Source organism: Pseudacidovorax sp. RU35E, assembly GCF_900156165.1.
Taxonomy (GTDB): domain Bacteria; phylum Pseudomonadota; class Gammaproteobacteria; order Burkholderiales; family Burkholderiaceae_C; genus Xenophilus.
Window position 1 is genome coordinate 251,662 of record NZ_FTMY01000008.1, and the last position, 22,089, is coordinate 273,750.

Below are 22,089 nucleotides of genomic sequence, written 5' to 3' on the forward strand. Positions count from 1 at the left end.
GCACTCGTCATATGCGGGCATTATGATGCGCCGCCCATGACAGCTTCCTTCAAACGCACCCGGCAGAGCCCTCTCCAACGAGGCTTCACCCTCATCGAACTGATGGTCGTGCTGGTGATCATCGGGGTGCTCGCGGCCCTGATCGTGCCCAACGTGATCGGCCGCGCGGACGATGCGCGCGTGACCGCCGCCCGCACGGACGTCAACAACCTGATGAACGCGCTGAAGATGTACCGCCTGGACAACCAGCGTTACCCCACGGGGGAGCAAGGTCTGCAGGCCCTGGTCGCGCGGCCGACGACCGGCCCCGCCGCACCCAACTGGAAGCCCTATATCGACAAGCTGCCCAACGATCCGTGGGGCCGGCCGTACCAGTACGTGAACCCGGGCATCAAGGGCGAGGTGGATGTTCTTTCGCTCGGCGCCGACGGTCAGCCCGGGGGCGAGGGCAACGATGCGGACGTCGGCAGCTGGCAATAGCCACCTGCACCGCCCGGCCGCCGGCTTCACGCTGATCGAGCTGCTGGTGGTGGTGGCGATCATCGCCTTCGCCACTGCCGGCGTGGGATTCGCCTTGCGCGATACGGCTCGCGCCAGCCTGGACCGCGAGGCCGAGCGTCTGGTGGCCCTGCTCGAAGCGGGTCGCGCGCAGGCCCGGGCCAGCGGCGCGTCGGTTCGGTGGCGCGTCACGGCGCAGGGATTTGTCTTCGACGGAGTGCCGCCCGGGGCCCTCCCTCAAGGCTGGCAAATGGCTGGCGTCAGTGCGCAGCCGCTGGACGAAGCCGGTCGGCCGGTGACGGCCCTGCTGCTCGGCCCCGAGCCGATCATCGGGGCGCAGCAGGTGCTCATCCGCAGCGAAGGTCCGCCCGCCCAGGTTCTGCGACTGGCCACCGATGGACTGCGGCCTTTCGCCGTCGTCGACCCAGGCGCGCCATGAGTGCCCGGACGGTTGCCGCCCGCCGTGGGCATACCGCAGACGGATCCGAACGCGCGCCACGCAGACTCGCTTCGGCACCCCACCACGGCTTCACGCTGGTCGAGGTGCTGGTGGCGCTGGCCATCGTGGCCATCGCGCTGGCGGCCGGAGCCCAGGCCACCAACGCGCTCACGCGCAATGCCCAGCGACAGTCCGACATGGTGCTGGCTCAGCTGTGTGCCCAGAACCAGCTGATCGAACTGCGCCTGTCGCCGCAGATGCCGCCCGTGGGCGAAAGCAGCCGGGGCTGCCAGCAGGCCGGCGTGCAGCTGGACGTGGCGGTGTCGACCACGCCGACGCTGAACCCGAACTTCAACCGCGTCGACGTGCAGGTGCGCGATGCGCAGCAGTGGCCGCTGCTGCGGCTGTCGACCGTGATCGGACGCTACTGATGGCCCGCCCCCAAGCGGCACGCAGGGCACGCCTGCGCGGCTTCACGCTGGTCGAGCTGCTCGTCGCGCTGGCGGCGATGGCCCTGCTGGCGCTGATCAGTTGGCGGGGACTCGAAAGCATGGCCCGCGCCCAATCCCAGCATGGCGCGCGCGACGAGGCCGTGCTGGTGCTGCAGACGGCCCTCGCGCAATGGGGCGCGGACCTCGATGCCGCCGCCAACTTCGGCAACACGCCCGCGCTGGACTGGAACGGCCGCGTGTTGCGCATCACCCGGCAGGGCACCGACGCGCAAGGCAGCCCCGCCGCCCGCGTGATCGCATGGACCGTGGGCCTCACAGCCGAAGGCGGCAGCAGTTGGTTGCGCTGGCAGTCGCCGCCCCTGGCCAGCCGTGCGGATTGGACCCAGGCATGGGGTGCCGCGGCGGCCTGGGCCGATTCCGCGGCGCCCGGGACCGACGCCGCCGCCACGCGCGTGCTGCCGGCGACGGGCTGGAACGTCGGCTACTTCCGCAACGGCGCATGGGCCGTTGCCGTACAGGCGCAGGCGCTGGGCACGGCCACGTTGCCGGATGGCGTGCGGCTGCAGCTGCAGTTGCCGCCCGGACCGGGGCTTTCAGGCCTCATCACGCGCGACTGGCTGCGGCCCAACTGGAGCGCCGCCAACAGATGATGACAACGCTCCCTGCCCTTCGGGGGCGTCAGCGCGGCGCTGCCCTGCTCACGGCCCTGATCACCGTGACGCTGGTGGCCACGCTGGCGGCCGCGGCCTTGTGGCGCCAGTGGCGCGCCACCGAGGTGGAGGCTGCCGAGCGCTCCCGCCTGCAGGCCTCGCTGTTGCTGTCCGGCGCGTTGGACTGGTCGCGACTCATCTTGTCCGAGGACGGGCGCACCGGCAGCGTCGACCATCTGGCCGAACCCTGGGCGGTTCCCCTGGCCGAAGCCAAGCTCACGAGCTTCCTGGCCGCCGACAAGAACGTCGCGAGCGATGCACTCGAAGGCCTGCCCGATGCCTTCCTGTCGGGCTCGATCACCGATGCGCAGTCGCGGCTCAACCTGCGCAACCTGGTCGACTCCGGCGGGCGGCCGGTCCAGAGTGCCGTGGCGGCCACGCGCAAGCTCTTCGATCTGCTCGACCTGCCGCCGGCCCAGGTGGACACCCTCGTGCAGCAGATGCGCCGCGCCCTGCTGGCCGGCGGCAGCGTGACGCAGCCACCGATCGACGGCAGCGGCGCAACGACGGACGCCACGTCCGCCCCCGCGTCGACGCCCGCCACTTCACCGGCGGCGGCGCAGAGCCAAGTACCCGCCCAATCCACCGCCTCGTCCACCGACGATGGCGCCGCCAGCGGCGCACCACTCATGCCCCAGCGGGTCGAACAACTCGGCTGGCTGGGACTGCCGGCCGACACCGTGGCGGCCATCGCGCCCTACGTGACGCTGCTGCCGCAGAGCACGGCGGTCAATCTCAACACCGCCAGCGCCGAGGTGATCTTCGCGGCCATCGCACAGCTCGACATGGCCAGCGCCCGCAAGCTGGTCGAAGTGCGTCGGCGGCAGTACTTCTCCAAGTCGGAAGACGTGTCGCAACAGCTGGCCTCGGCCACCAATGTGCAGATCACGCCCGGCGAAGTCGGCTTCTCGACCAGCTATTTCGAAGTGCGCGGGCGCCTGCGCATGGACCACTACTGGGTCGAGGAAACCTCGCTGCTGAACCGGGTGAGCAACGTCGTCAACATCGTCTGGCGCCAGCGCAGTGCAGGGGTTCAACCGGCTGGCGGGGCGGGCTGAAAGTCGGAAAAATCTTTCCGTGAGCCGCCGCTTTCCTGCCTGCCTCGACGTCCTGCGGGCCCCTGTCACGGATCCGCCTTCCTCCACCGTCACAATGCCGCCTCCGCCGTCTGGCGCAGGCCGTGCTGAACGACCCTGCTGCCTAGAATGAAAACCTTCCCGCGACACGCCCCATGGCTCTGATCCTCGTCCAGCCGCCGCCTCCGTCCGCGCCCGGCTTCGGCTCGGTGGCGTGGGCGCAATGGTCTGCCGACGGCCGACAACTGGTCGGCCAGGGCGAGTCGCCCGTCTCCCTGTTGCCGGGCCAGCACGATCTGGTGCTGATCGTGCCGGCGGCCGCCTTGTCATGGCACCCGGTGACGCTGCCGCCGGGCAGCCTTCAGAACGCCGCGCGCCTGCGCAACGTGCTGTCCGGGCTGCTCGAAGACCGGCTGCTGGACGATTCCGAGCAGCTTCATTTCGCGCTCTCCCCCGGCGCACAGGCCGGGGCCCCCGCCTGGGTGGCGACCTGCCGCCGCGACTGGCTGCAGACCACGCTGCAGGCCCTCGAGGCCACGGGCCGGCGCGTCAGCCGGCTCGTTCCCGAATTCGCACCGCAGGCCGAAGGCCAACCCACCACGGTCTTCGTGACAGGAGATGCGCACGCACCCTGGCTGACCCTGTGCAATGCGCAGGGCGTGCTGCGGCTCCCCCTGTCGGCCAGTACCGCGGCGCTTGCGATGGCGCACTCGGAAGCCGGCGACGCTGCCGCCGAGCCGGCCGTCGCCGCACTGGCCGAGCAGCTGATCGGCCGTCCCCTGCCCCTGCTCCCCACCGCCGAGCGCTGGCTGCAGGCCAGCCAGTCGGGCTGGGACCTGGCGCAGTTCGAATTCGCCACCACGGGCAGCGCCCGCGCCCGCAAGCAGGCCGGTGCGCTGATGACCGCCGTGTGGCGCGCCCCCCGCTGGCGCGCCGCACGATGGGGTGTCGCGCTGCTGATCGTCACGCAACTCGTGGGCCTGAACGCCTGGGCCTTCAAGGAGCGGCAGGCGCTGGAATCCAAGCGCCAGCAGGTGCGGCAGGTGCTCACCCAGACGTTCCCGAACGTGTCCGTGGTGCTGGACGCGCCGCTGCAGATGTCGCGCGAAGTGGCCGCACTGCAGGCAGCCACCGGTGGCCTCACGGCGGCCGACTTCGAGCCGATGCTCGCCGCCCTGGCCGGCAGCCTGCCGGCCGGCCGCGTCCCTTCGGCCATCGACTACAGCGGCGGCCAGTTGCGCCTGCGCGGCGTGACGCTGTCGCCGGCGGAGATGGAGTCCGTGCAGACCGGTCTGCGCAACCGCGGCTACAACGCCCGCGGCGAAGGCGACCTGCTGCTGGTGCAGGCGGAGACCACGCGATGACGGGACGAGCCGCCACTGCGCCAGCCTGCCGACCGCCCCTTTGTTCCAGGCCGCTGACGCACAGGACCGACGCCGCCGAAGCGGTGAACCTTTTCGAAAGAACGCGCCCGTGAACCGCCGCCCCGCATCCCAGGCCCGCCTGCAGGCATGGTGGGCCACCCTCGCCCCGCGCGAGCGTCGCCTGGCCGCCATCGCAGCCACGCTCGTCGCCGTCGCGCTGCTCTGGTGGGTGGCCCTGGCGCCCGCGCTGCGCACCCTGTCCGCCGCGCCGGCGGCCCATGCGGCGCTGGACGCCCAACTGCAGCAGATGGCCACGCTGCAGGCCCAGGCCCGCGCGCTGCAGGGTCAACCGAAACCCAGCCGTGAAGATGCCCTGCGCGGCATCGAGTCCACCACCAGCCGAGGCCTCGGACCCGACGCCCAGGTGCGTGCCGCGGGGGGCGACGCCGTGGCCGTCGGCCTGCGCAGCGTGCCGGCCGACCAGTTGGCCGAGTGGCTGGCGCAGGTCCGCGCCAACGCCCGCGCCGTTCCGCGCGAGGCGCACCTGACACGTGCCCAGACGGCAGCGCCCGCAAGCCCGGGCGCCACCGCCAATGCGACCGCCGTCCCTGGCGTGGTGCAACCTTCCTGGCAGGGCACCTTCGTCATGGGCCTGCCGGCCGCGCGCTGACCATGGCCCTTCGCACCGCCGCCGCCGTCCGACGAGAGCCACGTGCGCCCTGGCGCTGGGCCATGGCTGGCGCCGTGCTCGGCGCGCTGCTGGCCACACTCGTGTGGGCGCCCGCCCGCTGGCTGGCGCAGGGTTTGCATGCGGCCACCGGCGGCCAGTTGCAACTGCGCGATGCCCGCGGCACGGTCTGGCAGGGCAGCGCTGCCATCGTGCTCGCCAGTGGCGCGGGCGGCGCAGATCGCATCGCGCTGCCGGGCCGCATGCAGTGGCAACTGCGCCCGGCCTGGCTGGGCGTGCGCGGCCAGATCGAGCTCGCCTGTTGCACCCAGGGCCCGCTCGGCTTCGCGGCCGCGCCCGCGGGCAGTGCGGGCCTGCGCCTGGCCTGGGACGACGGCCGCAGCCGCTGGCCGGCCACGATGCTCGCGGGCCTGGGCGCTCCCTGGAACACCTTGCGGCTGGACGGCACCCTCGACCTGCGAACCGAAGCCTTCGCTCTGCGCTGGTCGCAGGGGCGTCTGGCGATGGACGGTCGGGCCGTACTCGACGCCACGGACCTCAGTTCCAGCCTCAGCACGCTGCGTCCCATGGGCAGCTACCGGCTGGTGCTGGACGGCGGACCCGCACCCAGCCTGCTGCTGACCACCACCGACGGTGCGCTGCGTCTGTCGGGCAGCGGCCGCTGGAGCGGCAATGCCATGCGTTTCGGGGGCGAGGCCAGCGCCGCGCCCGGCAGCGAGGACGCCCTCGCCAATCTCCTGAACATCATGGGGCGTCGCGAAGGCGCGCGCTCCATCATCAATCTCGGTTGACCATGAAGCCTTCCCTCACCCTGGGCGCGCGCGCTGCCCGTGCCCTGCTTGCCGTGCTCGCGCTGCAGGCGGTCGCGCCCGCCGCGATGGCGCAGGATGCCGCCGTGCCGGCCGTGCGCCGCGGCGAGCCCATCACGCTCAACTTCGCCAATGCCGATATCGAGGCCGTGGCCCGCACCATGGGCGTGATCACCGGCCGCGACGTGGTGGTCGATCCGCGCGTCAAGGGCACCATCACGCTGCAGACCGACCGGCCGCTGTCGCCGGCGGCAGCCTTCGACCAGTTCGCCGCCGCGCTGCGGCTGCAGGGCTTCTCGATCGTGCAATCGGACGGCCTGTTCAAGGTGCTGCCCGAGGCCGATGCCAAGCTGCAGAGCAACACCGTCACCACCTCCGTGGGCGGTGCGGGCAACGTGAGCGGCAGCCAGATGATCACGCAGGTGTTCCGGCTCAACCATGAGTCGGCCAACAACCTGCTGCCGGTGCTGCGGCCGCTCATCCCGCCCAACAACACCATCAACGCCAACCCGGGCAACAACTCGCTGGTCATCACCGACTATGCGGACAACATGCGCCGGCTGGCCCGCATCATCGCGGCGCTGGACGTGCCCAGCGCCTCCGACATCGAGGTGATCCCGCTGCGCTATTCCATCGCCTCGGACATGGTGCCGCTGGTGCAGCGCCTGGTCGACGGCGGCGGCGGTGGCGGCGGCCTGGCCGGGGGCGTGGCGGGCGGCGCGCCCGCGGGCGGCGCGGAGTCGGGCTTTCGCACCGCGCTGCTGGCCGATCCGCGCAGCAACGCGCTGATCGTGCGCGCCGCCACGCCAGCACGGCTGCAGCTGATCCGCTCGCTGGTCGACAAGCTCGACCGCCCCGCTGCGGACACCGGCAACGGCGCGGCCGGCAACATCTACGTCGTCTATCTCAAGAACGCCGATGCGGTGCGCCTGGCGGCCACGCTGCGCGCCGCCATGGCCGCCGGCCAGGTCAACAACGCCAATGCGGGCGGGGCCGTGCCAGCCTCCGGGGGCGCGGCGGGTGCGGCGGCAATCCCGCAGACCTTGCCCAACAGCCTGCAGTCCGGACTCTCCAGCCTCACGAGCAGCGCCGCCAGCACGCCGGTCAACAACGCCAACCAGCCGTCCACTGGCGGGCAGATCCAGGCCGACCCGTCGACCAACTCGCTCATCATCACGGCGGCCGAGCCGCAGTACCGCCAGTTGCGGGCGGTCATCGACAAGCTCGACAGCCGCCGTGCCCAGGTGCTGATCGAGACGCTGATCGTCGAGGTCAATGCCGACAAGGCGGCCGAATTCGGTGTGCAGTGGCAGAGCGCGCTGGGCAACAGCGGCAGCAGCAACGTCGGCGTGGTCGGCACCAACTCCAGCCTGGCCGGCGCCAACATCATCAACCTGGCCGTCGGCCTGGCGACCAAGACCGCCACCACGCTGCCCTCGACCGGCTTCAACTTCGGCATCGGTCACAAGTACGGCGACAACTATGTGCTGGGCTTCCTGGCCCGGTTCCTGGCCTCCAACGGCGAGGGCAACGTGCTGTCCACGCCCAATCTGCTGACGCTGGACAACGAGGAGGCCAGGATCGTCGTCGGCCAGAACGTGCCCTTCGTCACCGGCCAGTACACCAACACCGGCAGCGCGACCACGCAGGTCAATCCCTTCCAGACCATCGAACGCAAGGATGTGGGCCTGACCCTGCGGGTGCGGCCGCAGATCAGCGAGACCGGCACCGTCAAGATGACCATCTTCCAGGAGGTCTCGGCGGTGGTGGCGTCGTCCGTCAACAACGTCAATGGCCCGACCACCAGCAAGCGCGCCATCGAGTCCAGCGTGCTGGTCGACCAAGGCGGCATCGTGCTGCTGGGCGGCCTGCTGTCGGACGAATATTCGGCCTCCCAGGAGAAGGTGCCGGGCCTGGGCGACGTGCCCATCATGGGCAACCTGTTCAAGAGCGAGACGCGCCGGCGCAACAAGACCAACCTGATGGTCTTCCTGCGGCCGACCATCGTGCGCGACCAGCTCTCCAGCGACGCCATCACGGCCGACCGCTACGACACCCTGCGTGCCCTGCAACAGGCCAGCCAGCCGCCGACCGACAACCCCATGCTCAACAACGTGCGCGACTCCTTCGTGTTGCCGCCCCTGCCGGCCGTGCAGGGCGTGGGCGACGAGAGCCGCCGCATCGACGGCACGCGGCTGATCCCGCCGCCCATGCCGCCCGCCGTGCCCGGCCCGCTCTCGCCCGACGCGCTGAGCCGCGCGCCGCTCAGGGGCGCGCTGCCGCCCACCGATGACCCGGCCTCGCGCCGCGAGATGCCCTGATGCCCGGCCTGCGACATCCGCTGCCCTATGGCTTCGCGCGCGGACAGCAGCTGCTGCTGGAAGAAGACGACGGCGGCCGGCTGACGCTGTGGATGCCGGTCGGCGCCCCGGCCAGCGCCGTGGGCGAGGTGATCCGCAAGTACCCGGCCGCGCAGGTCGAACTGCTGCCGGCCGACCAGCTGGCGCAGCGCATCAGCGCAGCCTATGCGCAGGGCGAGTCCAATGCCGCCGCCATCGTGAGCGAGGTGGAGACCGATGCCGACCTCTCGCGCATGATGCAGGAGCTGCCCGCGGTGGAAGACCTGCTGGAATCCGCTGGCGACGCACCCATCATCCGCATGCTCAACGCGCTGCTCACGCAGGCCGCGCGCGACGGCGCCAGCGACATCCACATCGAGCCCTACGAGCGCACCTCGGCCGTGCGCTTTCGCATCGACGGCACGCTGCGCGAGGTGGTGCAACCCAACCGCGCCTTGCATGCGGCGCTGATCTCGCGCCTGAAGATCATGGCCGACCTCGACATCGCCGAGAAGCGCCTGCCACAGGACGGCCGCATCTCGCTGCGCATCGGCACGCGGGCGGTGGACGTGCGCGTCTCCACCCTGCCCTCGGCCCACGGCGAGCGCGCCGTGCTGCGCCTGCTGGACAAGAGCGAGAGCAAGCTCAGCCTCGAATCGGTGGGCATGCTGGGCGACACGCTGCAGCGCTTCGAAACGCTGATCCAGCAGCCGCACGGCATCATCCTGGTGACCGGCCCCACGGGTTCGGGCAAGACCACCACGCTCTATGCGGCGCTGTCGCGGCTCGATGCCGGCAGCAGCAACATCATGACGGTGGAAGACCCCATCGAATACGAGCTGCCCGGCGTGGGACAGACGCAGGTCAACGCCCGCATCGAACTCACCTTCGCCAAGGCCCTGCGCGCTATCCTGCGGCAGGACCCGGACGTGATCATGATCGGCGAGATCCGCGACTTCGAGACCGCGCAGATCGCCATCCAGGCCTCGCTCACCGGCCACCTGGTGCTGGCCACGCTGCACACCAACGATGCCGTGAGCGCCGTCACCCGCCTCACCGACATGGGCGTCGAGCCCTTCCTGCTGTCCAGCTCGCTGCTGGGCGTGCTGGCCCAGCGGCTGGTGCGCCGCCTGTGCACGCACTGCGCGGCGCCCGGCTCCGATGGCCAGATGCAGCCGGTGGGCTGCGAAGCCTGCGGCCACACCGGCTACCAGGGCCGCACCGGCATCTTCGAGCTGCTGGTGGCCGACGACGCCGTGCGCGCGCTGGTGCACAACCGCGCGCCCGAGAGCGAGCTGCTCGCCGCAGGCACACGCGGCGGCCTGCGCTCCATGCGTGCCGACGGCGAGCGGCTGGTCGCGGCGGGCATCACCTCGCGCGCCGAGTTGCTGCGCGTGACGCGGGACTGAGCGCCTGCGCTCCTGCCCCCATGCCCGGCTTCCACGTTATGTCACCAGCCCGCGCGAGATCCCGCCCGTGCCGCGCCGTCGTGCTGGGCCTGGGGGCACTGCTGTGGACGACCCTGGCAGGCGCGCAGGGCTACACCGACTATCGCGGTGACTGGCGGGGCAGCGTGATGGTCTTCGAGCTGGGTGCCGATGGCTTCCAGGTCGGCCGCCGGCTGGCCTCGGACCTGCGGCTGCGCATCGGCAGCGATGGCCAGGTGTCCGGCCAGATGACGCGAGCCAGTTGCAACATCCAGGGCAACGCGACGCCCTACCGCAGCAATGCCCACGCGCAGCTGGCGTTGCAGGTAGACACCTGCAGCGATCCGCGCGTCAATGGCCGCTACGAAGGCCGGCTCCTCACCAGCGAAGCGCACGGCCATGCCTCGCTGCGGCTGCGCAGCGCCACGGCCGCCGTGAAGGCCGACGGCAACGAGATCTCCGGCATCCTCCAGCGCTGACTGCCTTCCCTCCGAGCCCCGCCCACATGCCCGCCTACGCCTTCGAAGCCATCGACGCCGACGGACGCCCCCGCAAGGGCGTGCTGGAAGCCGACACCGCCCGCGCGGCCCGCAGCATGTTGCGGGCCCAGGCGCTGATCCCGCTGTCCGTCGAGGGCGTGGCCGGCGGCGCCGAGGCCGGCGGCGAGGCGACACCCTTCTGGCGTCGGCGCATTGGCGGGCGCGTGTTCAATTCCACGGCGCTGGGCGTGTGGACCCGCCAGCTGGCCGGCCTGGTGGCCTCGGGCCTGCCGCTGGAGCGGGCCCTGACCGCGCTGACCGACGAGGCCGAGAGCGAGCCGCAACGGCAGCTGGTGGCCTCGCTGCGCTCCGAGGTCAACGGCGGCAGCAGCTTTGCGCGCGCACTGGCGCAGCATCCGCGGGAGTTCTCGTCCATCTACACCGCGGTCATCGGTGCCGGCGAGCACAGCGGTCAGCTGGGCCTGGTGCTCGAACGGCTGGCCGACGACCTGGAAGAGCAGCAGGCGCTGCGGCAGAAGCTGATCGGCGCCACGCTGTATCCCGCCATCGTCACGGTGATCGCGGTGGTGATCGTGATCTTCCTGGTGAGCTATGTGGTGCCGCAGGTGGCGAGCGTGTTCGCCGGCACCAAGCGGGCGCTGCCGCTGCTGACGCAGGCCATGCTGGGCCTGTCGGCCTTCGTGCGCAGTTGGGGCTGGCTGATGCTGGGCGTGCTGGCGGTGGCCGTCGTCGGCGGCAAGGCGGCGCTGGCGCGCGATGCATTGCGCGAGCGCTTCGATGCCTTCTGGCTGCGGCTGCCGCTGGTGGGCAAGCTGGCCCGCGGCTACAACGCCGCGCGCTTTGCCGGCACGCTGGCCATGCTGGCGGCGGCCGGCGTGCCCATCCTGCGGGCGCTGCAGGCCGCGGCCGAGACGCTCCACAACCGGGCCATGCGCGCCGACGCGCTCGACGCGCTGACGCTCGTGCGCGAGGGCGCGCCGCTGGCCTCGGCCCTGGCGCAGAAGAAGCGCTTCCCCGGCATCGTGCCCATGTTCGCCCGCCTCGGAGAGCAGACGGGCGAACTGCCCGTGATGCTGCAACGCGCCGCCAAGCAGCTGTCGGCCGAGGTGCAGCGCCGCGCCATGCACCTGGCCACCATCCTGGAGCCGCTGCTGATCGTGGGCATGGGCGGCATCGTCATGCTGATCGTGCTGGCGGTGCTGCTGCCGATCATCCAGCTCAACCAGTTCGTGAAGTAGGCGCCTCAGGCAGCGACAGCTCGTAGGCGCTGCTGCGGCCGCCGGCCGGCGACTTGCGCAGCACGCCGAGCACCAGCAGCGTCGTGATGTCGCGCAGCGCCGTGTCGGCCGAGCATTTGGCGATGGCTGCCCACTTGCTGCTGGTGAGCTTGCCCTCGAAGCCGTCGAGCAGGCAATTGAGCAACTTGGCCTGCCGCTCGTTGAAGGCCGGGCCCGCCCAGCGTTGCCGGAAGCGCGCCTTGTTCAGCGGGCCGCGCTCAGCGTGCCGGCGTGTTCATGGCGGTCAGCACCGCCGAGGTCATCGCCTGCACGCCGATCTTGATCGACGGCTCGGGCACCGGCGCGAAAAAGGGCGAATGGTTGAAGGGCAGCGGCTTGCCGCCCTTCTTCATCGACTCCGCCACGTCCTTGGGGTCGGTCACACCCACGAAGAAGAACATCGACGGGATGCCGGCGTCGGTGAAGACCGAGAAGTCCTCGCTGGCGGTGATGGGCATGACCTGCACCACCCGCGCCTCGCCGAATTGGCTGCGCAGGGCGGCGACGGTGCGGTCCACCACGGCCTGGTCGTTGACCACCGCGCCGGTGCTGCTGTCGGCGCCCAGGCGCACCTCGGGCTCGGGCGCGCCGGCCATGGCGGCCGAGGCCAGTGCCGTGCGGCGGATGCCGTCGAGCAGCTTCTCGCGCACCTGCGGCTTGTAGCTGCGGACGGTGCCGCTCAGCCTTGCGGCGTCCGGGATGATGTTGCCCGCCGTGCCGGCCTGGAAGGCGCCGATGGTGACCACGCCGAATTCGGCCGGGTCCTTCTCGCGGCTGACGACGGTCTGCACATCGCTGACGAAATGCGCGCCCATGGCGATCGGGTCGAGGGTGGCATGCGGTGCCGAACCATGGCCCCCGCGGCCCTTGAAGGTGATCTCCAGGCTGTCGGACGCCGAGGTGACCGGCCCCGCGCGGTAGCCGACGAAGCCGTAGGGCGAGGGACTGGTGTGCAGCGCGAAAGCGAAGTCCGGCTTGGGGAAGCGGGTGAACAGGCCGTCTTCCACCATGGCCTTGGCGCCGCTGACCGTCTCTTCGGAAGGCTGGGCGATGAACATCAGCGTGCCCTTCCACTGGTCCTTCAGCGCCAGCAGCGTGCGGGCCGTGCCCACCCAGCTGGCCATGTGGATGTCGTGGCCACAGCTGTGGGCGACGAAGGTCTCACGGCCGTTCCATTGGGTCTTGGCTCGGCTGGCGTAGGGCAGACCGGTCTTCTCTTCCATGGGCAGCGCGTCGAGCTCGGTGCGCACCATCACCGTCGGGCCGGCGCCGTTGCGATAGAGCGCCACCAGCCCGGTGCGGCCGACCTTCTCGGTCACCTCGAAGCCCAGCGCGCGCAGCTCGGCGGCCAGCTTGCCAGCGGTTCGCACCTCCTGGAAGCCCAACTCCGGGTTGGCATGCAGGTCCTTGTAGAGCGCATCGAGCTGGCCGTACATGCCGTTGACGAGCGGCTGGATCTTCTCGGGCGACACGGTCTGCGCACCGGCGGGCACGATGGCGCATGCGGCGAGGACGGCCAATGAAAGCTGGCGGATCGAGAACGACGAAAACATGATGTGGCGCGTGGGTGCGTAGGTTTGGATGTGTGCAGGGCGGACACGGTGGCCCGGCTGCGCAGCCCCTCCGGTCCGACGCAGCCCGCGCAATCTAGGCAATCGCGTGCCAGGCGTCCAATGCATTGTTCTATGCTGGCGCATGCATTCGACTCATGCCTTGCAGGCGGTGGCAGGCCGCCCGATGCCATGACGCTGGTCCAGCTCCGGCACTTCCTGTCGCTGGCCGACACGGGCTCTTTCACCCGTTCGGCGCAGGCGCTGCACCTGACCCAGCCGGCGCTCAGCCGCAGCATCCGCGCGCTCGAGGCCGCGCTGGGCGGCGCCTTGTTCGATCGGGTGGGTCGCCGCAGCGAGCTCACACACTTCGGCCGCGAACTGCTGGAGCAGGCCCGACACCTGGTGCACGAGGCCGGTCAGCTTGCGCTGACCGGCGAACGGCTTCGCGCCGGCCACGCGTCGACGCTGCGCGTGGGCCTGGGTTCGGGTCCGGGCGCCTTGCTGAGCACACCCCTGCTGCTGCGGGCCAGCGCGCCCGACACGCGGGTGCGCGTCGAGATCCTGCACAGCGACAACGAGCGGCTGATCGAGGCACTGCAACGCCGCCTGCTCGACGCCGTGGTGATCGAGATGCGCTCATTCACCGCCGATGCGGGCCTGCGCATCGAGCCGCTGGTGCAGATGCGCGGCGCCTTCCTGTGCCGGCCCGGGCATCCGCTCACGCGCCGCCGCCGGACGCTGGGCTTCGACGACCTGCAGAAGTACCCCATCGCCTCGACCCCTCTCGGCGACCACGTGGGCCGGGGCATGGTGGCAGCCTATGGGCCCCAGGGGCATCCGGACGTGTGCGTGCGCCTGCGCTGCAACGAGCTCACGCGGCTGGTCGAGCTGACCCGGCACAGCGATGCGGTCCTCCTGGCGATCCGCGCCGCAGCGCCCGATCTCGTCGAGCTGCCCGTTCAGCCGCAGATCGAGGGCGGCGCCCGCTTCGGGCTGGTGACGCAGGCCCGGCGGCAGCAGGCGCCCGCCCTTCCGCTGCTGCGTGAGGTGATCGCCGCACACCTGCACGACTGAAGACGCTGCATCGCCGATGGCGGGCGCGCACTACGCGTCGGCGGCCTCAGCGCCCCTTGAACACCGGCTCGCGCTTCTCCACGAAGGCCTGGGCCGCCGCGCGGTGGTCCTCGGTCTGGCCGCAGTGGATGTGGTGCGTGGCCTCCAGGTCCAGGCACTCGTCCACCTCGCCGGCCATCGCGCGGTTGAGGTTCTCCTTCATGTAGCGGTAGGCCACGGCAGGGCCGTTGGCGAGCCGGGTCGCGATCTCCTGGGCACGCGCGGCCAGTTGCTCCGGCGGGCAGACCCAGTTGGCCAGGCCCAGCCGCAACGCCTCGTCGGCCGGCACGCGGTCGGAGAGCAGATACAGCTCGCGCGCCTTGGCCGCGCCGACGAGCTGGGTCATGAAGTAGCTGCCGCCGTAGTCGCCTGAGAAGCCCACGCGGGCGAAGGCGGTGGTCATGATGGCGTTGCCGGCCATCAGGCGAAGGTCACAGGCCAGCGCCAGCGCGAGGCCGGCGCCCGCGGCGGGGCCCGGCAGCACGGCCAGCGTGGGTTTGGGCATCTTGAACAGGCGCCCGGCCGTCTCGCGCTGGTTGACGCGCTGGCGATGGATGGCCTGGTCGATGGTGAGCGCGCCGACGGTGCCGTCGCCCGCAGCCGCCATGTTCTTCACGTCGCCGCCAGCACAGAAGGCACCGCCCGCGCCGGTCAGCACCACGCAGCGGACCTCGGGGTCCAGCTCGGCACGCGCCAGCTCGCGGGCCAGGGCCTCGTTCATGGCGCGGGTCATGGCGTTGCGCGCCTGCGGCCGGTTGAGCGTCAGGGTCAGCACACCGGCGTCAAGCTGCGCCAGCAGGTCCGGCGTGCCGGTGTCGATCGTGGATGCGGTCATGGGAGTCTCCGTCGTTGTCGTGGAAGGGGATGGTGCCGGCCCTCAGGCGAGGCCGAGTTCGCGCGCCTCGCGCTCGTAGTGCGGGTAAGAGGCCTTCATCACCGCACCGTTGAGGATCATCTCGGCCACCAGCGTGCGCCTGGGCAGCTCGAACACGCGGGTGCGCACCCAGGTGGACTCGGTGCGGGCGCTTTCGCTCAGGGCCACGATCTCGCGCTCCAGCGCATAGTCCTGGTCGACGAAGAGCGGGCCGCGGACGAGGCGGATCTGCTGGCCCCCGAACAGCCCCACCGCTGGCTTGCGACCGCCCAGCTGCGCGTCGGCGATGGTGCTGCCCAGCAGCACGCTGATCATCTCCATCGGGATGATGGGCCGGCCCCAGGGCGAGCGCGCCCCGCCTTCGGGCGTGTACCAGTCGCAGGGTTCGGTGATGGCCGCCAGCTTGTCGCGCAGGGTGAAGGGATAGTGGTCGCCCATGTGCTGGTCGAAGCCCATGCGGATCGTTTCGGGCACGGCGCCGCGCTGGCCCACCTTCAGGTCGCGATTGATGACCAGGCCGGTGGCCGGACGCAGCCTGGCCATGCGCTGTTCCAGTTCGTGCGGCTGGCCGGGCTCGCCGACCGAGGCCGTGCCGGTGAGCACCGGCGTGCCGTCGGCCTTCTCGGCGCGGATGCGCACGAAAGGAGCGCCCGGCGCGGGCAGGTCGACGAAGGCGCGCACCGATTCACCTTCCACCACCATGGTCTGGTAGTGGGCGCTGATGCAGCCGGTTTCGAACCACTGGCGGCCGAACAGGTGGGCCAGCAGGGGGTCGAACTGGCTGAAGTGCGTGGGCCCTTCGATGGGACCGGCGCGCAGGCCGAGATCGCCGGCCGTGGCGTCGTCGTGGATGGACTTGTGGCCGTCATACGTCTGGTCGGCCAGCATCTGGCGCGGCTGGCGCAGCGGGCCGGACAGGGCCAGCGGTGTGGCGAAGGGGGTGTCGGCGGTGGGCAGGCTCATGACGGCGATGGTGGCGCAAGGCCGGGGCGGTGGCTGTCACCTGTGTCACTGCGGGCGGCCGCACAATGCCCGCTCCGCATCTCTCCCTCCGCTCACTGCCCATGCCGGTCACCCTGGACGACAAGCTCGTGGTCGCGATCTCCTCGCGTGCCCTGTTCAACCTCGAGGAGGAAAACCGCCTGTTCGACGCCGGCGATCCGGCCGGCTACATGCGGCTGCAGCTGGAGCGGCTGGAGGTGCCGGCGCAGCCCGGCATCGCCTATTCGCTGGTGCGCAAGCTGCTGCGCTTCAATGCCGATGGCGTGCAGCGGGTGGAGGTGGTGATCCTGTCGCGCAACGATCCGGTCTCGGGCATGCGCATCTTCAACTCCGGCGCGGCGGCGGAACTCGCCATCGAGCGCGGCGTGTTCACCCAGGGCCGGCCGCCCTTCCGCTACCTCACGCCGCTGCGGGCCGACCTCTTCCTCTCGGCCAACGCCGACGATGTGCGCGAGGCGCTGGGCGCGGGCTTTGCGGCGGCGCATGTGAGCGTGGAATCGGCGCTGGCCGGCAACCAGCATCCGGACGAAGTGCGCATCGCCTTCGACGGCGACGCCGTGCTGTTCTCCGACGAGGCCGAGCGCATCTACCAGCAGCAGGGCCTGGCCGCCTTCCAGGCGCACGAGGCGGACAAGGCCGCCGTGCCGCTGGGCGCCGGACCGCTCGCGCCCTTCCTGGTGGCGCTCCATCGGCTGCAGCAGGCCGCCAGCACCGGCATGCGCATCCGCACGGCGCTGGTCACGGCCCGCGGGGCTCCGGCCCACCGCCGCGCCATCCAGACGCTGATGAGCTGGAACATCCGCGTGGACGAGGCGATGTTCCTGGCCGGGCTGGACAAGGGTGGCTTCCTGCGCGAGTTCGAGCCCGACTTCTTCTTCGACGACCAGACCGGCCATGTGCGCTCGGCCGCGCGCCATGTGCCGGCCGGGCATGTGGCCAGCGGCATCAGCAACCCGCGCTGATCCTCCGCGCCGGCCAGGCCGCCTCAGCTCGCCGGCGGCACTTCGTGCACGAAATGGCCAGCGCTGAGTGTGTTCACCGTCTCGCCCGGGATGTCCATGAGGATGCGGCTGCGCTCGGGCGTCATCGACACGGTGATGTACTGCACGGGCCGGGCCTGCGGGTCGTGGATCACGCGCACGATCTTCAATAGCGGCATGCCGACCTCGGTCTGCAGGAGACGGGCGCGCGCCGGGTCGCTCACTTCCGCAGTGATCTCCTGGATCACACGGCCGAACTTCACGCCCTGCGCAAGAAGAATCTCGTAGAGCGCCTGCTTGCGCAGTGTGACGGCGGTCACATGCTTGCCCAGGCGCGCAGGCACCCAGGCGTCGGTCAGCATCACCGGCGTGCCGTCGATGCTGCGCAGGCGCAGCGCATGCACGGCCCTCTCGCCCGGCTCCAGCTGCAGCAGCGCGGCCACGTCCAGCGGTGGCTCGGCCTGCTCGACGCGCAGCACCTGCACCTGGGTATCGATCGCTGCCTGACGCAGGCTGTCGATGAGGCTGAGGCTGGGCCGCGCACGCGCCAGCGGCAGCCGGTCATTGCGCACGAAAGTGCCCCGGCCATGCCTGCGCTCGACCAGCCCCTGCGCCGCCAGATCGGCCAACGCGCGCCGCACCGTGATGCGCGAGACGCCGAAGCGCTCGCACAGCGCCTCCTCCTTGGGGAGCAGGCCCGAGGCGTACTCGCCCCGCACGATCTCGTCGCGCAACACCATGAAGAGTTGCCGATGCAGGGAGGTGCCGGGCGTGCGGGCGACAGCAGCGGTGTCGGACGCGGTCGGTGCGGAAGCGGACTTCATGCGGGTCGGGGGTGAGGGCAATACACCGGGCCGAGCATAGTCGTTGACTTGTGTTAATGTTGTCATAATAATAAGACAACATATTCAGACAACGCCGCCCGGTCCGCCCCGGCAGCACCAGGAAAGGCCTTCTCATGGATCCGACACCCACCCCCTTCAGCGCTGCAGCCCAACTGCGTCAGCAACTTGCCGCCCCGGGCATGCGCATCGCCCCCGGCGCCTACGACGGCATCGGCGCCCGCCTGATCGAACAGGCCGGCTTCGGCGCCTGCTACATGACCGGCGCCGGCACGTCGGCCGCGCGGGGCTTTCCGGATTTCGGCCTGCTGACCCTGAGCGAGATGGTGGAGAACGCCGCCGTGATGGCCCGGTCGGTGCAGATCCCCCTGATCGCCGATGCCGACACGGGCTATGGCAACGAGTTGAACGTCACCCGCACCGTGCGTGAATACGAGGCACGCGGCGTGGCGGCGATCCACCTCGAGGACCAGGTCTCGCCCAAGCGCTGCGGGCACCTGGATGGCAAGGAAGTGATCTCGCGCGAAGAATTCGTCTCGAAGATCCGGGCCGCGGTGGAAGCGCGGCGCACACCCGATTTCCTGCTCATCGCGCGCACCGATGCGCGCGCCATGCTCGGCCTGGAGGAGGCCCTCTGGCGCGCCGAGGCGGCCCTCGATGCGGGCGCCGACGTGGCCTTCGTCGAGGCCACGCAGTCGGTCGAAGAGGCCGCGCTCGTACCGCGCCGCATCAAGGGCATGTGCCTGCTGAATGTGGTGCCGGGCGGCCGCACGCCGGTGCACGACCTGCGCCAGGCCGAGGAGATGGGCTACAAGCTTGCGATCCTCCCCGGCCTGATGTTGAAGGCGACCATCGAGGCCGGCGATGCCGCCCTCGCCGAGGTCAAGGCCACGATGCGGGCGCCCACCACCAGCGCCACCGTAGCCCAGACCTTCCGGCGTTTCGGGGCCGACGAGTGGGACGCCCTGCGCACCCGCTTCAACGCCGGCGCGACGATGGAAGCGCCGAAGAAGGCCGCCTGACATGCAGGCTCCGCACTCATCGCTTCGCGCAGCGCCGCGGCCCGAAGGGCCACGCACCCTCTTCGACAAGCTGTGGGACGCCCACGTCATCCGCGAACTGGGCGACGGTTGGGCCCTGCTGCACATCGACCGCCACCTGCTCCACGACCTGTCGGGCCCGCCTGCGTTGAACGACGTGCGCACGCGCGGGCTGCCGCTGCACGACCCGGAACTGGTCTTCGCCACGCCCGATCACGCCGTGTCCAGCCAGCCCGGGCGGGTGGCCACCACCTTCCCGCTGGGCGGGCGGCTGCATGCGGGCCTGAAGCAGCTCACCGGTGCCATGGGCGTGCAGCTGTTCGACCTCGGTGAGCCCGGCCAGGGCATCGTGCATGTGATGGGCCCCGAGATGGGCATCGTGCTGCCCGGCCTCACGGTGATCTGCGGCGACAGCCACACCTGCACCAACGGCGGACTGGGCGCGATGGCCTTCGGCGTGGGCTCGTCCGAAAGCACCCATGCGCTGGCCACACAGACGCTGCGCCAGCAGAAGCCGCGCCGCATGCGCATCCGCTGCGAAGGGCGGCTGGCGGCGGGCGTGACGGCCAAGGACCTCGCGCTGCACCTCATCGGTCGCCTGGGGGCCGCCGCAGGCGTAGGCTACGCGATCGAGTTCGCCGGCCCGGCTGTCGAGGCACTGGACGTGGAAGGCCGCCTCACGCTGTGCAACCTCAGCGTGGAGTTGGGGGCGCGCTTCGGCATGGTCGCACCCGACGAGACCACCATCGACTGGCTGCGCGGCCGCTCGTACGCGCCGCAGGGCGAGGCCTTCGAGGCTGCCGCCGCCTACTGGCGCACGCTGGCCAGCGATGCCGATGCGGTGTTCGACCGCGAGGAGACCCTCGACGCCGGTGCCGTCGCGCCGACCATCACCTGGGGCACCAGCCCCGAGCATGCGATCGCCATCGACGGCGCGGTGCCCGACCCGGCGCATGCCGCCTCGGCCACCGAGCGCGAGGCCTGGAACGCCGCGCTCGACTACATGGGGCTGCAGGCCAATGCACCCATCGCCGGCACGACCGTCGACTGGGTGTTCATCGGCTCCTGTGCCAACTCGCGCCTGGCGGACCTGCGCGCAGCCGCAGAGGTGGCGCGCGGCCGCCGCGTGGCCGACGGCGTGCGCGCCTGGGTCGTGCCAGGCTCCGAGAACGTCAAGCGCGCCGCCGAGGCCGAAGGCCTGCACGCGCTGTTCGTCGCCGCCGGCTTCGAGTGGCGCGAGCCCGGCTGCAGCATGTGCGTGGCCGCCAACGGGGAGCAGGTGCCGCCGCAAAAGCGCTCGGTCTCGACCTCCAACCGCAATTTCGTCGGACGCCAGGGGCCGGGCGCCCGCACCCACCTGGCCAGCCCGGCGATGGCCGCCGCCGCGGCGGTCACCGGCCGCATCACCGACGTGAGGAGCCTGGCGTGAACCACCCTTTCACCACCCTCACCGGCCCCGCCGTGCCGCTGATGAGGGCCAACGTCGACACCGACGTCATCATCCGCATCGAACGCCTGACCACGCTGGGCAAGGACGCGCTGGGTCCCTATGCCTTCGAGGCCCTGCGCCGCCGACCCGACGGCAGCGAGGACGCCGACTGCGTCCTGAACGCACCCCGCTTTCGCCAGGCGCCGCTGCTGCTGGCCGCCGAGAACTTCGGCTGCGGCTCGTCGCGCGAGGGCGCCGTGTGGGCGCTGCAGGGCATCGGCGTGCGCTGCGTCATCGCGCCGAGCTACGGCGACATCTTCTGGAGCAACTGCTTCCAGAACGGCGTGTTGCCGATCACGCTGCCGATCGGCCAGGTGCAGTCGCTGGCCATTCAGTGCGAGGGCGGCGCGTCCGTGACGGTGGACCTGCAGACCTGCAGCGTGGCGGCGCCGGATGGCCAGCTCATCCCCTTCGCGATCGACCCGCTGCGCCGCGAGGCGCTGCTGCACGGGCTCGACGACATCGGCCTCACCCTCAAGGACGACGCGCTGATCCGCGACTGGCAGGCCGCCGACCGGCTGCGGCGCCCGTGGGCCTGGCCTGCCGCCCGCTCGCGCCCCTAGCCCACGGGTTCCCACCGCAGCAACAACGACAAACAAGACGGGCACTGCCCACGGAGACGACATGCCATCTCGATCCAAGCGGAATCGACCCGCCGCGCGCGCACTGCTGGCCGCAGCCACCGTGCTTCTGACCACCAGTGTCGCGACCGCGCAACCCGCGCCCTGGCACCCCGAGCGCCAGGTGACGCTGATCGTCCCCTACGCCGCGGGCGGAGGCACGGATGCGACCGCACGCGCCGTGGCCAGGCAACTCGGCGTGCTGTGGAAGCAGCCGGTGGTGGTCGAGAACCTGCCGGGCGCCGACGGTCTGATCGGCACCCGCCGCGCAATGGAAGCCAGGCCCGACGGCTACACCCTGCTGCTGCAGGTGCCGGCCATCGTGCTGACCAAGTACACGCCAGGTCTCAAGGGCATCGATCCGCTGGCGCAGCTCGCGCCGGTGACGGCCGTCTCCCAATCGCCCGCCGCCATCGTGGCCAGCGCCCGACTGCCGGTGAAGACACTGCCCGAGCTCTTCCAGTACTGCCAGAAGGCGCCGCAGCCCTGCTCGATCGCCAGTGGCGAGACGCTGGCGAGGGTGAGCGCCAAGCAGATCGCGGCCGAGGTGCCGCTGCCGGGCCTCATCACCGTCAACTACCGCGGCACGGGCGCCATCGTGACGGACATGATCGCCAACAACGTGAACTTCGCCTTCACCGGCATCACGGCCGCGCTGCCGCACCACCGGGCCGGCACCTTGCGCATCCTGGCCACACAAGGCCGCACACGCGCTGCCGTGCTGCCGGACGTGCCGACCACCGCCGAGGCCGGCTTCCCGCAGTTCCAGTCGACCACCTGGTTCGGCCTCTTCGCGCCCAAGGGCACGCCGGCGCCGGTGCAGCAGGGCATCGTGGCAGCGCTGCGGGAGGCGGTGAAGGACGCCGACGTGCGCCAGGCGATCAGTGCCGCCGGTGCCGAGCCGGTCGTGAACGAACCTGCTGTGTTCGCGGCCCAGGTGCGCGAAGAGGACGAGCGCCTGGGCGCGCTGGTCAAGCGCTACCCGCTGGAATGACAC

At 71.1% G+C, this 22,089-nt stretch carries 22 protein-coding genes and 1 pseudogene; 18 read left to right on the top strand and 5 right to left on the bottom strand.

The window, feature by feature from the left end:
* The first annotated feature begins 36 nt into the window (after positions 1-36).
* From gspG to gspF, 12 genes are all read left to right on the top strand, one after another.
* Positions 37-480 (top strand): type II secretion system major pseudopilin GspG, encoded by a 444-nt coding sequence (gspG, locus tag BXA03_RS16375; protein WP_076509722.1) that lies wholly within the window; start codon positions 37-39, stop codon positions 478-480.
* The gene (locus BXA03_RS16380) at positions 455-937 is read left to right on the top strand and encodes a pilus assembly FimT family protein (protein WP_076509724.1); all 483 of its coding nucleotides are present in this window, start codon (positions 455-457) and stop codon (positions 935-937) included. Before gspG ends, BXA03_RS16380 begins: the two co-directional genes overlap by 26 nt.
* Positions 934-1,368, top strand: coding sequence for a type II secretion system minor pseudopilin GspI (gspI, locus tag BXA03_RS16385; RefSeq protein ID WP_076509726.1), 435 nt, complete (start codon positions 934-936; stop codon positions 1,366-1,368). The genes BXA03_RS16380 and gspI overlap by 4 nt, the downstream gene beginning before the upstream one ends.
* Positions 1,368-2,039: a PulJ/GspJ family protein gene (locus BXA03_RS16390; protein ID WP_076509728.1), complete on the top strand. Its 672-nt coding sequence runs from the start codon at positions 1,368-1,370 to the stop codon at positions 2,037-2,039. Before gspI ends, BXA03_RS16390 begins: the two co-directional genes overlap by 1 nt.
* Positions 2,036-3,157 (top strand): type II secretion system minor pseudopilin GspK, encoded by a 1,122-nt coding sequence (gene gspK, locus BXA03_RS16395; protein WP_143476336.1) that lies wholly within the window; start codon positions 2,036-2,038, stop codon positions 3,155-3,157. The genes BXA03_RS16390 and gspK overlap by 4 nt, the downstream gene beginning before the upstream one ends.
* A 173-nt stretch (positions 3,158-3,330) precedes the next feature.
* The gene (gene gspL, locus BXA03_RS16400) at positions 3,331-4,539 is read left to right on the top strand and encodes a type II secretion system protein GspL (RefSeq protein ID WP_076509730.1); all 1,209 of its coding nucleotides are present in this window, start codon (positions 3,331-3,333) and stop codon (positions 4,537-4,539) included.
* Between the two features lie 109 nt (positions 4,540-4,648).
* Positions 4,649-5,209 carry a type II secretion system protein GspM gene (gene gspM, locus BXA03_RS16405; protein ID WP_076509732.1) on the top strand — a complete coding sequence of 187 codons (561 nt, stop codon included), beginning with the start codon at positions 4,649-4,651 and terminating at the stop codon, positions 5,207-5,209.
* Between the two features lie 2 nt (positions 5,210-5,211).
* Positions 5,212-6,018: a type II secretion system protein N gene (gene gspN, locus BXA03_RS16410; RefSeq protein WP_076509734.1), complete on the top strand. Its 807-nt coding sequence runs from the start codon at positions 5,212-5,214 to the stop codon at positions 6,016-6,018.
* 2 nt (positions 6,019-6,020) lie between these two features.
* The gene (gene gspD, locus BXA03_RS16415; RefSeq protein WP_076509736.1) at positions 6,021-8,357 is read left to right on the top strand and encodes a type II secretion system secretin GspD; all 2,337 of its coding nucleotides are present in this window, start codon (positions 6,021-6,023) and stop codon (positions 8,355-8,357) included.
* Between the two features lie 8 nt (positions 8,358-8,365).
* On the top strand, positions 8,366-9,784 hold the full coding sequence (gene gspE, locus BXA03_RS16420; protein WP_076509877.1) for a type II secretion system ATPase GspE: 1,419 nt from the start codon (positions 8,366-8,368) through the stop codon (positions 9,782-9,784).
* Positions 9,785-9,804: 20 nt separating this feature from the next.
* The gene (locus BXA03_RS16425; RefSeq protein WP_143476337.1) at positions 9,805-10,281 is read left to right on the top strand and encodes a hypothetical protein; all 477 of its coding nucleotides are present in this window, start codon (positions 9,805-9,807) and stop codon (positions 10,279-10,281) included.
* Positions 10,282-10,307: 26 nt separating this feature from the next.
* Positions 10,308-11,540, top strand: a complete 1,233-nt coding sequence (gene gspF, locus BXA03_RS16430) for a type II secretion system inner membrane protein GspF (RefSeq protein ID WP_076509741.1) — start codon at positions 10,308-10,310, stop codon at positions 11,538-11,540.
* On the opposite strand, the pseudogene BXA03_RS16435 reads toward gspF, so the two are convergent.
* Positions 11,521-11,787 (bottom strand): annotated as a pseudogene (locus tag BXA03_RS16435) (DUF4172 domain-containing protein); the annotation flags it as partial. The gene gspF and the pseudogene BXA03_RS16435 sit on opposite strands and share 20 nt — an antisense overlap.
* 10 nt (positions 11,788-11,797) lie before the next feature.
* Positions 11,798-13,132 (bottom strand): amidohydrolase, encoded by a 1,335-nt coding sequence (locus BXA03_RS16440; RefSeq protein WP_076509743.1) that lies wholly within the window; start codon positions 13,130-13,132, stop codon positions 11,798-11,800.
* A gap of 189 nt (positions 13,133-13,321) precedes the next feature.
* Here BXA03_RS16440 and BXA03_RS16445 point away from each other — a divergent pair, with 189 nt between their 5' ends.
* Complete coding sequence (locus tag BXA03_RS16445) at positions 13,322-14,206, top strand: LysR family transcriptional regulator (RefSeq protein WP_076509879.1); 885 nt, start codon at positions 13,322-13,324, stop codon at positions 14,204-14,206.
* A gap of 46 nt (positions 14,207-14,252) precedes the next feature.
* Here the strand turns inward: BXA03_RS16445 and BXA03_RS16450 are convergent, their stop codons facing one another.
* Together BXA03_RS16450 and BXA03_RS16455 are read right to left on the bottom strand one after the other, a co-directional pair.
* Positions 14,253-15,080, bottom strand: a complete 828-nt coding sequence (locus tag BXA03_RS16450) for an enoyl-CoA hydratase-related protein (RefSeq protein ID WP_076509745.1) — start codon at positions 15,078-15,080, stop codon at positions 14,253-14,255.
* A 42-nt stretch (positions 15,081-15,122) separates the two neighbouring features.
* Positions 15,123-16,082, bottom strand: coding sequence for a hypothetical protein (locus BXA03_RS16455; protein WP_076509746.1), 960 nt, complete (start codon positions 16,080-16,082; stop codon positions 15,123-15,125).
* A 101-nt stretch (positions 16,083-16,183) separates the two neighbouring features.
* Here BXA03_RS16455 and BXA03_RS16460 point away from each other — a divergent pair, with 101 nt between their 5' ends.
* Positions 16,184-17,083 (top strand): 5'-nucleotidase, encoded by a 900-nt coding sequence (locus tag BXA03_RS16460; RefSeq protein ID WP_076509748.1) that lies wholly within the window; start codon positions 16,184-16,186, stop codon positions 17,081-17,083.
* Positions 17,084-17,106: 23 nt separating this feature from the next.
* On the opposite strand, the gene BXA03_RS16465 is transcribed toward BXA03_RS16460, so the two are convergent.
* Positions 17,107-17,925, bottom strand: coding sequence for a GntR family transcriptional regulator (locus BXA03_RS16465; RefSeq protein WP_076509750.1), 819 nt, complete (start codon positions 17,923-17,925; stop codon positions 17,107-17,109).
* Positions 17,926-18,059: 134 nt separating this feature from the next.
* On the opposite strand from BXA03_RS16465, the gene BXA03_RS16470 reads away from it, so the two are divergent.
* The 4 genes from BXA03_RS16470 (at position 18,060) to BXA03_RS16485 (ending at position 22,086) form a co-directional block, all read left to right on the top strand.
* A complete protein-coding gene (locus BXA03_RS16470) occupies positions 18,060-18,965 on the top strand; it encodes an isocitrate lyase/PEP mutase family protein (RefSeq protein WP_076509752.1) in 906 nt (301 codons plus the stop codon).
* 1 nt (position 18,966) lies between these two features.
* The gene (gene leuC / locus BXA03_RS16475; RefSeq protein WP_076509754.1) at positions 18,967-20,412 is read left to right on the top strand and encodes a 3-isopropylmalate dehydratase large subunit; all 1,446 of its coding nucleotides are present in this window, start codon (positions 18,967-18,969) and stop codon (positions 20,410-20,412) included.
* Positions 20,409-21,035, top strand: coding sequence for a 3-isopropylmalate dehydratase small subunit (gene leuD / locus BXA03_RS16480; protein ID WP_143476338.1), 627 nt, complete (start codon positions 20,409-20,411; stop codon positions 21,033-21,035). The genes leuC and leuD overlap by 4 nt, the downstream gene beginning before the upstream one ends.
* Before the next feature lie 61 nt (positions 21,036-21,096).
* A complete protein-coding gene (locus BXA03_RS16485; RefSeq protein WP_076509756.1) occupies positions 21,097-22,086 on the top strand; it encodes a tripartite tricarboxylate transporter substrate binding protein in 990 nt (329 codons plus the stop codon).
* The last annotated feature ends 3 nt before the right edge of the window (positions 22,087-22,089 follow it).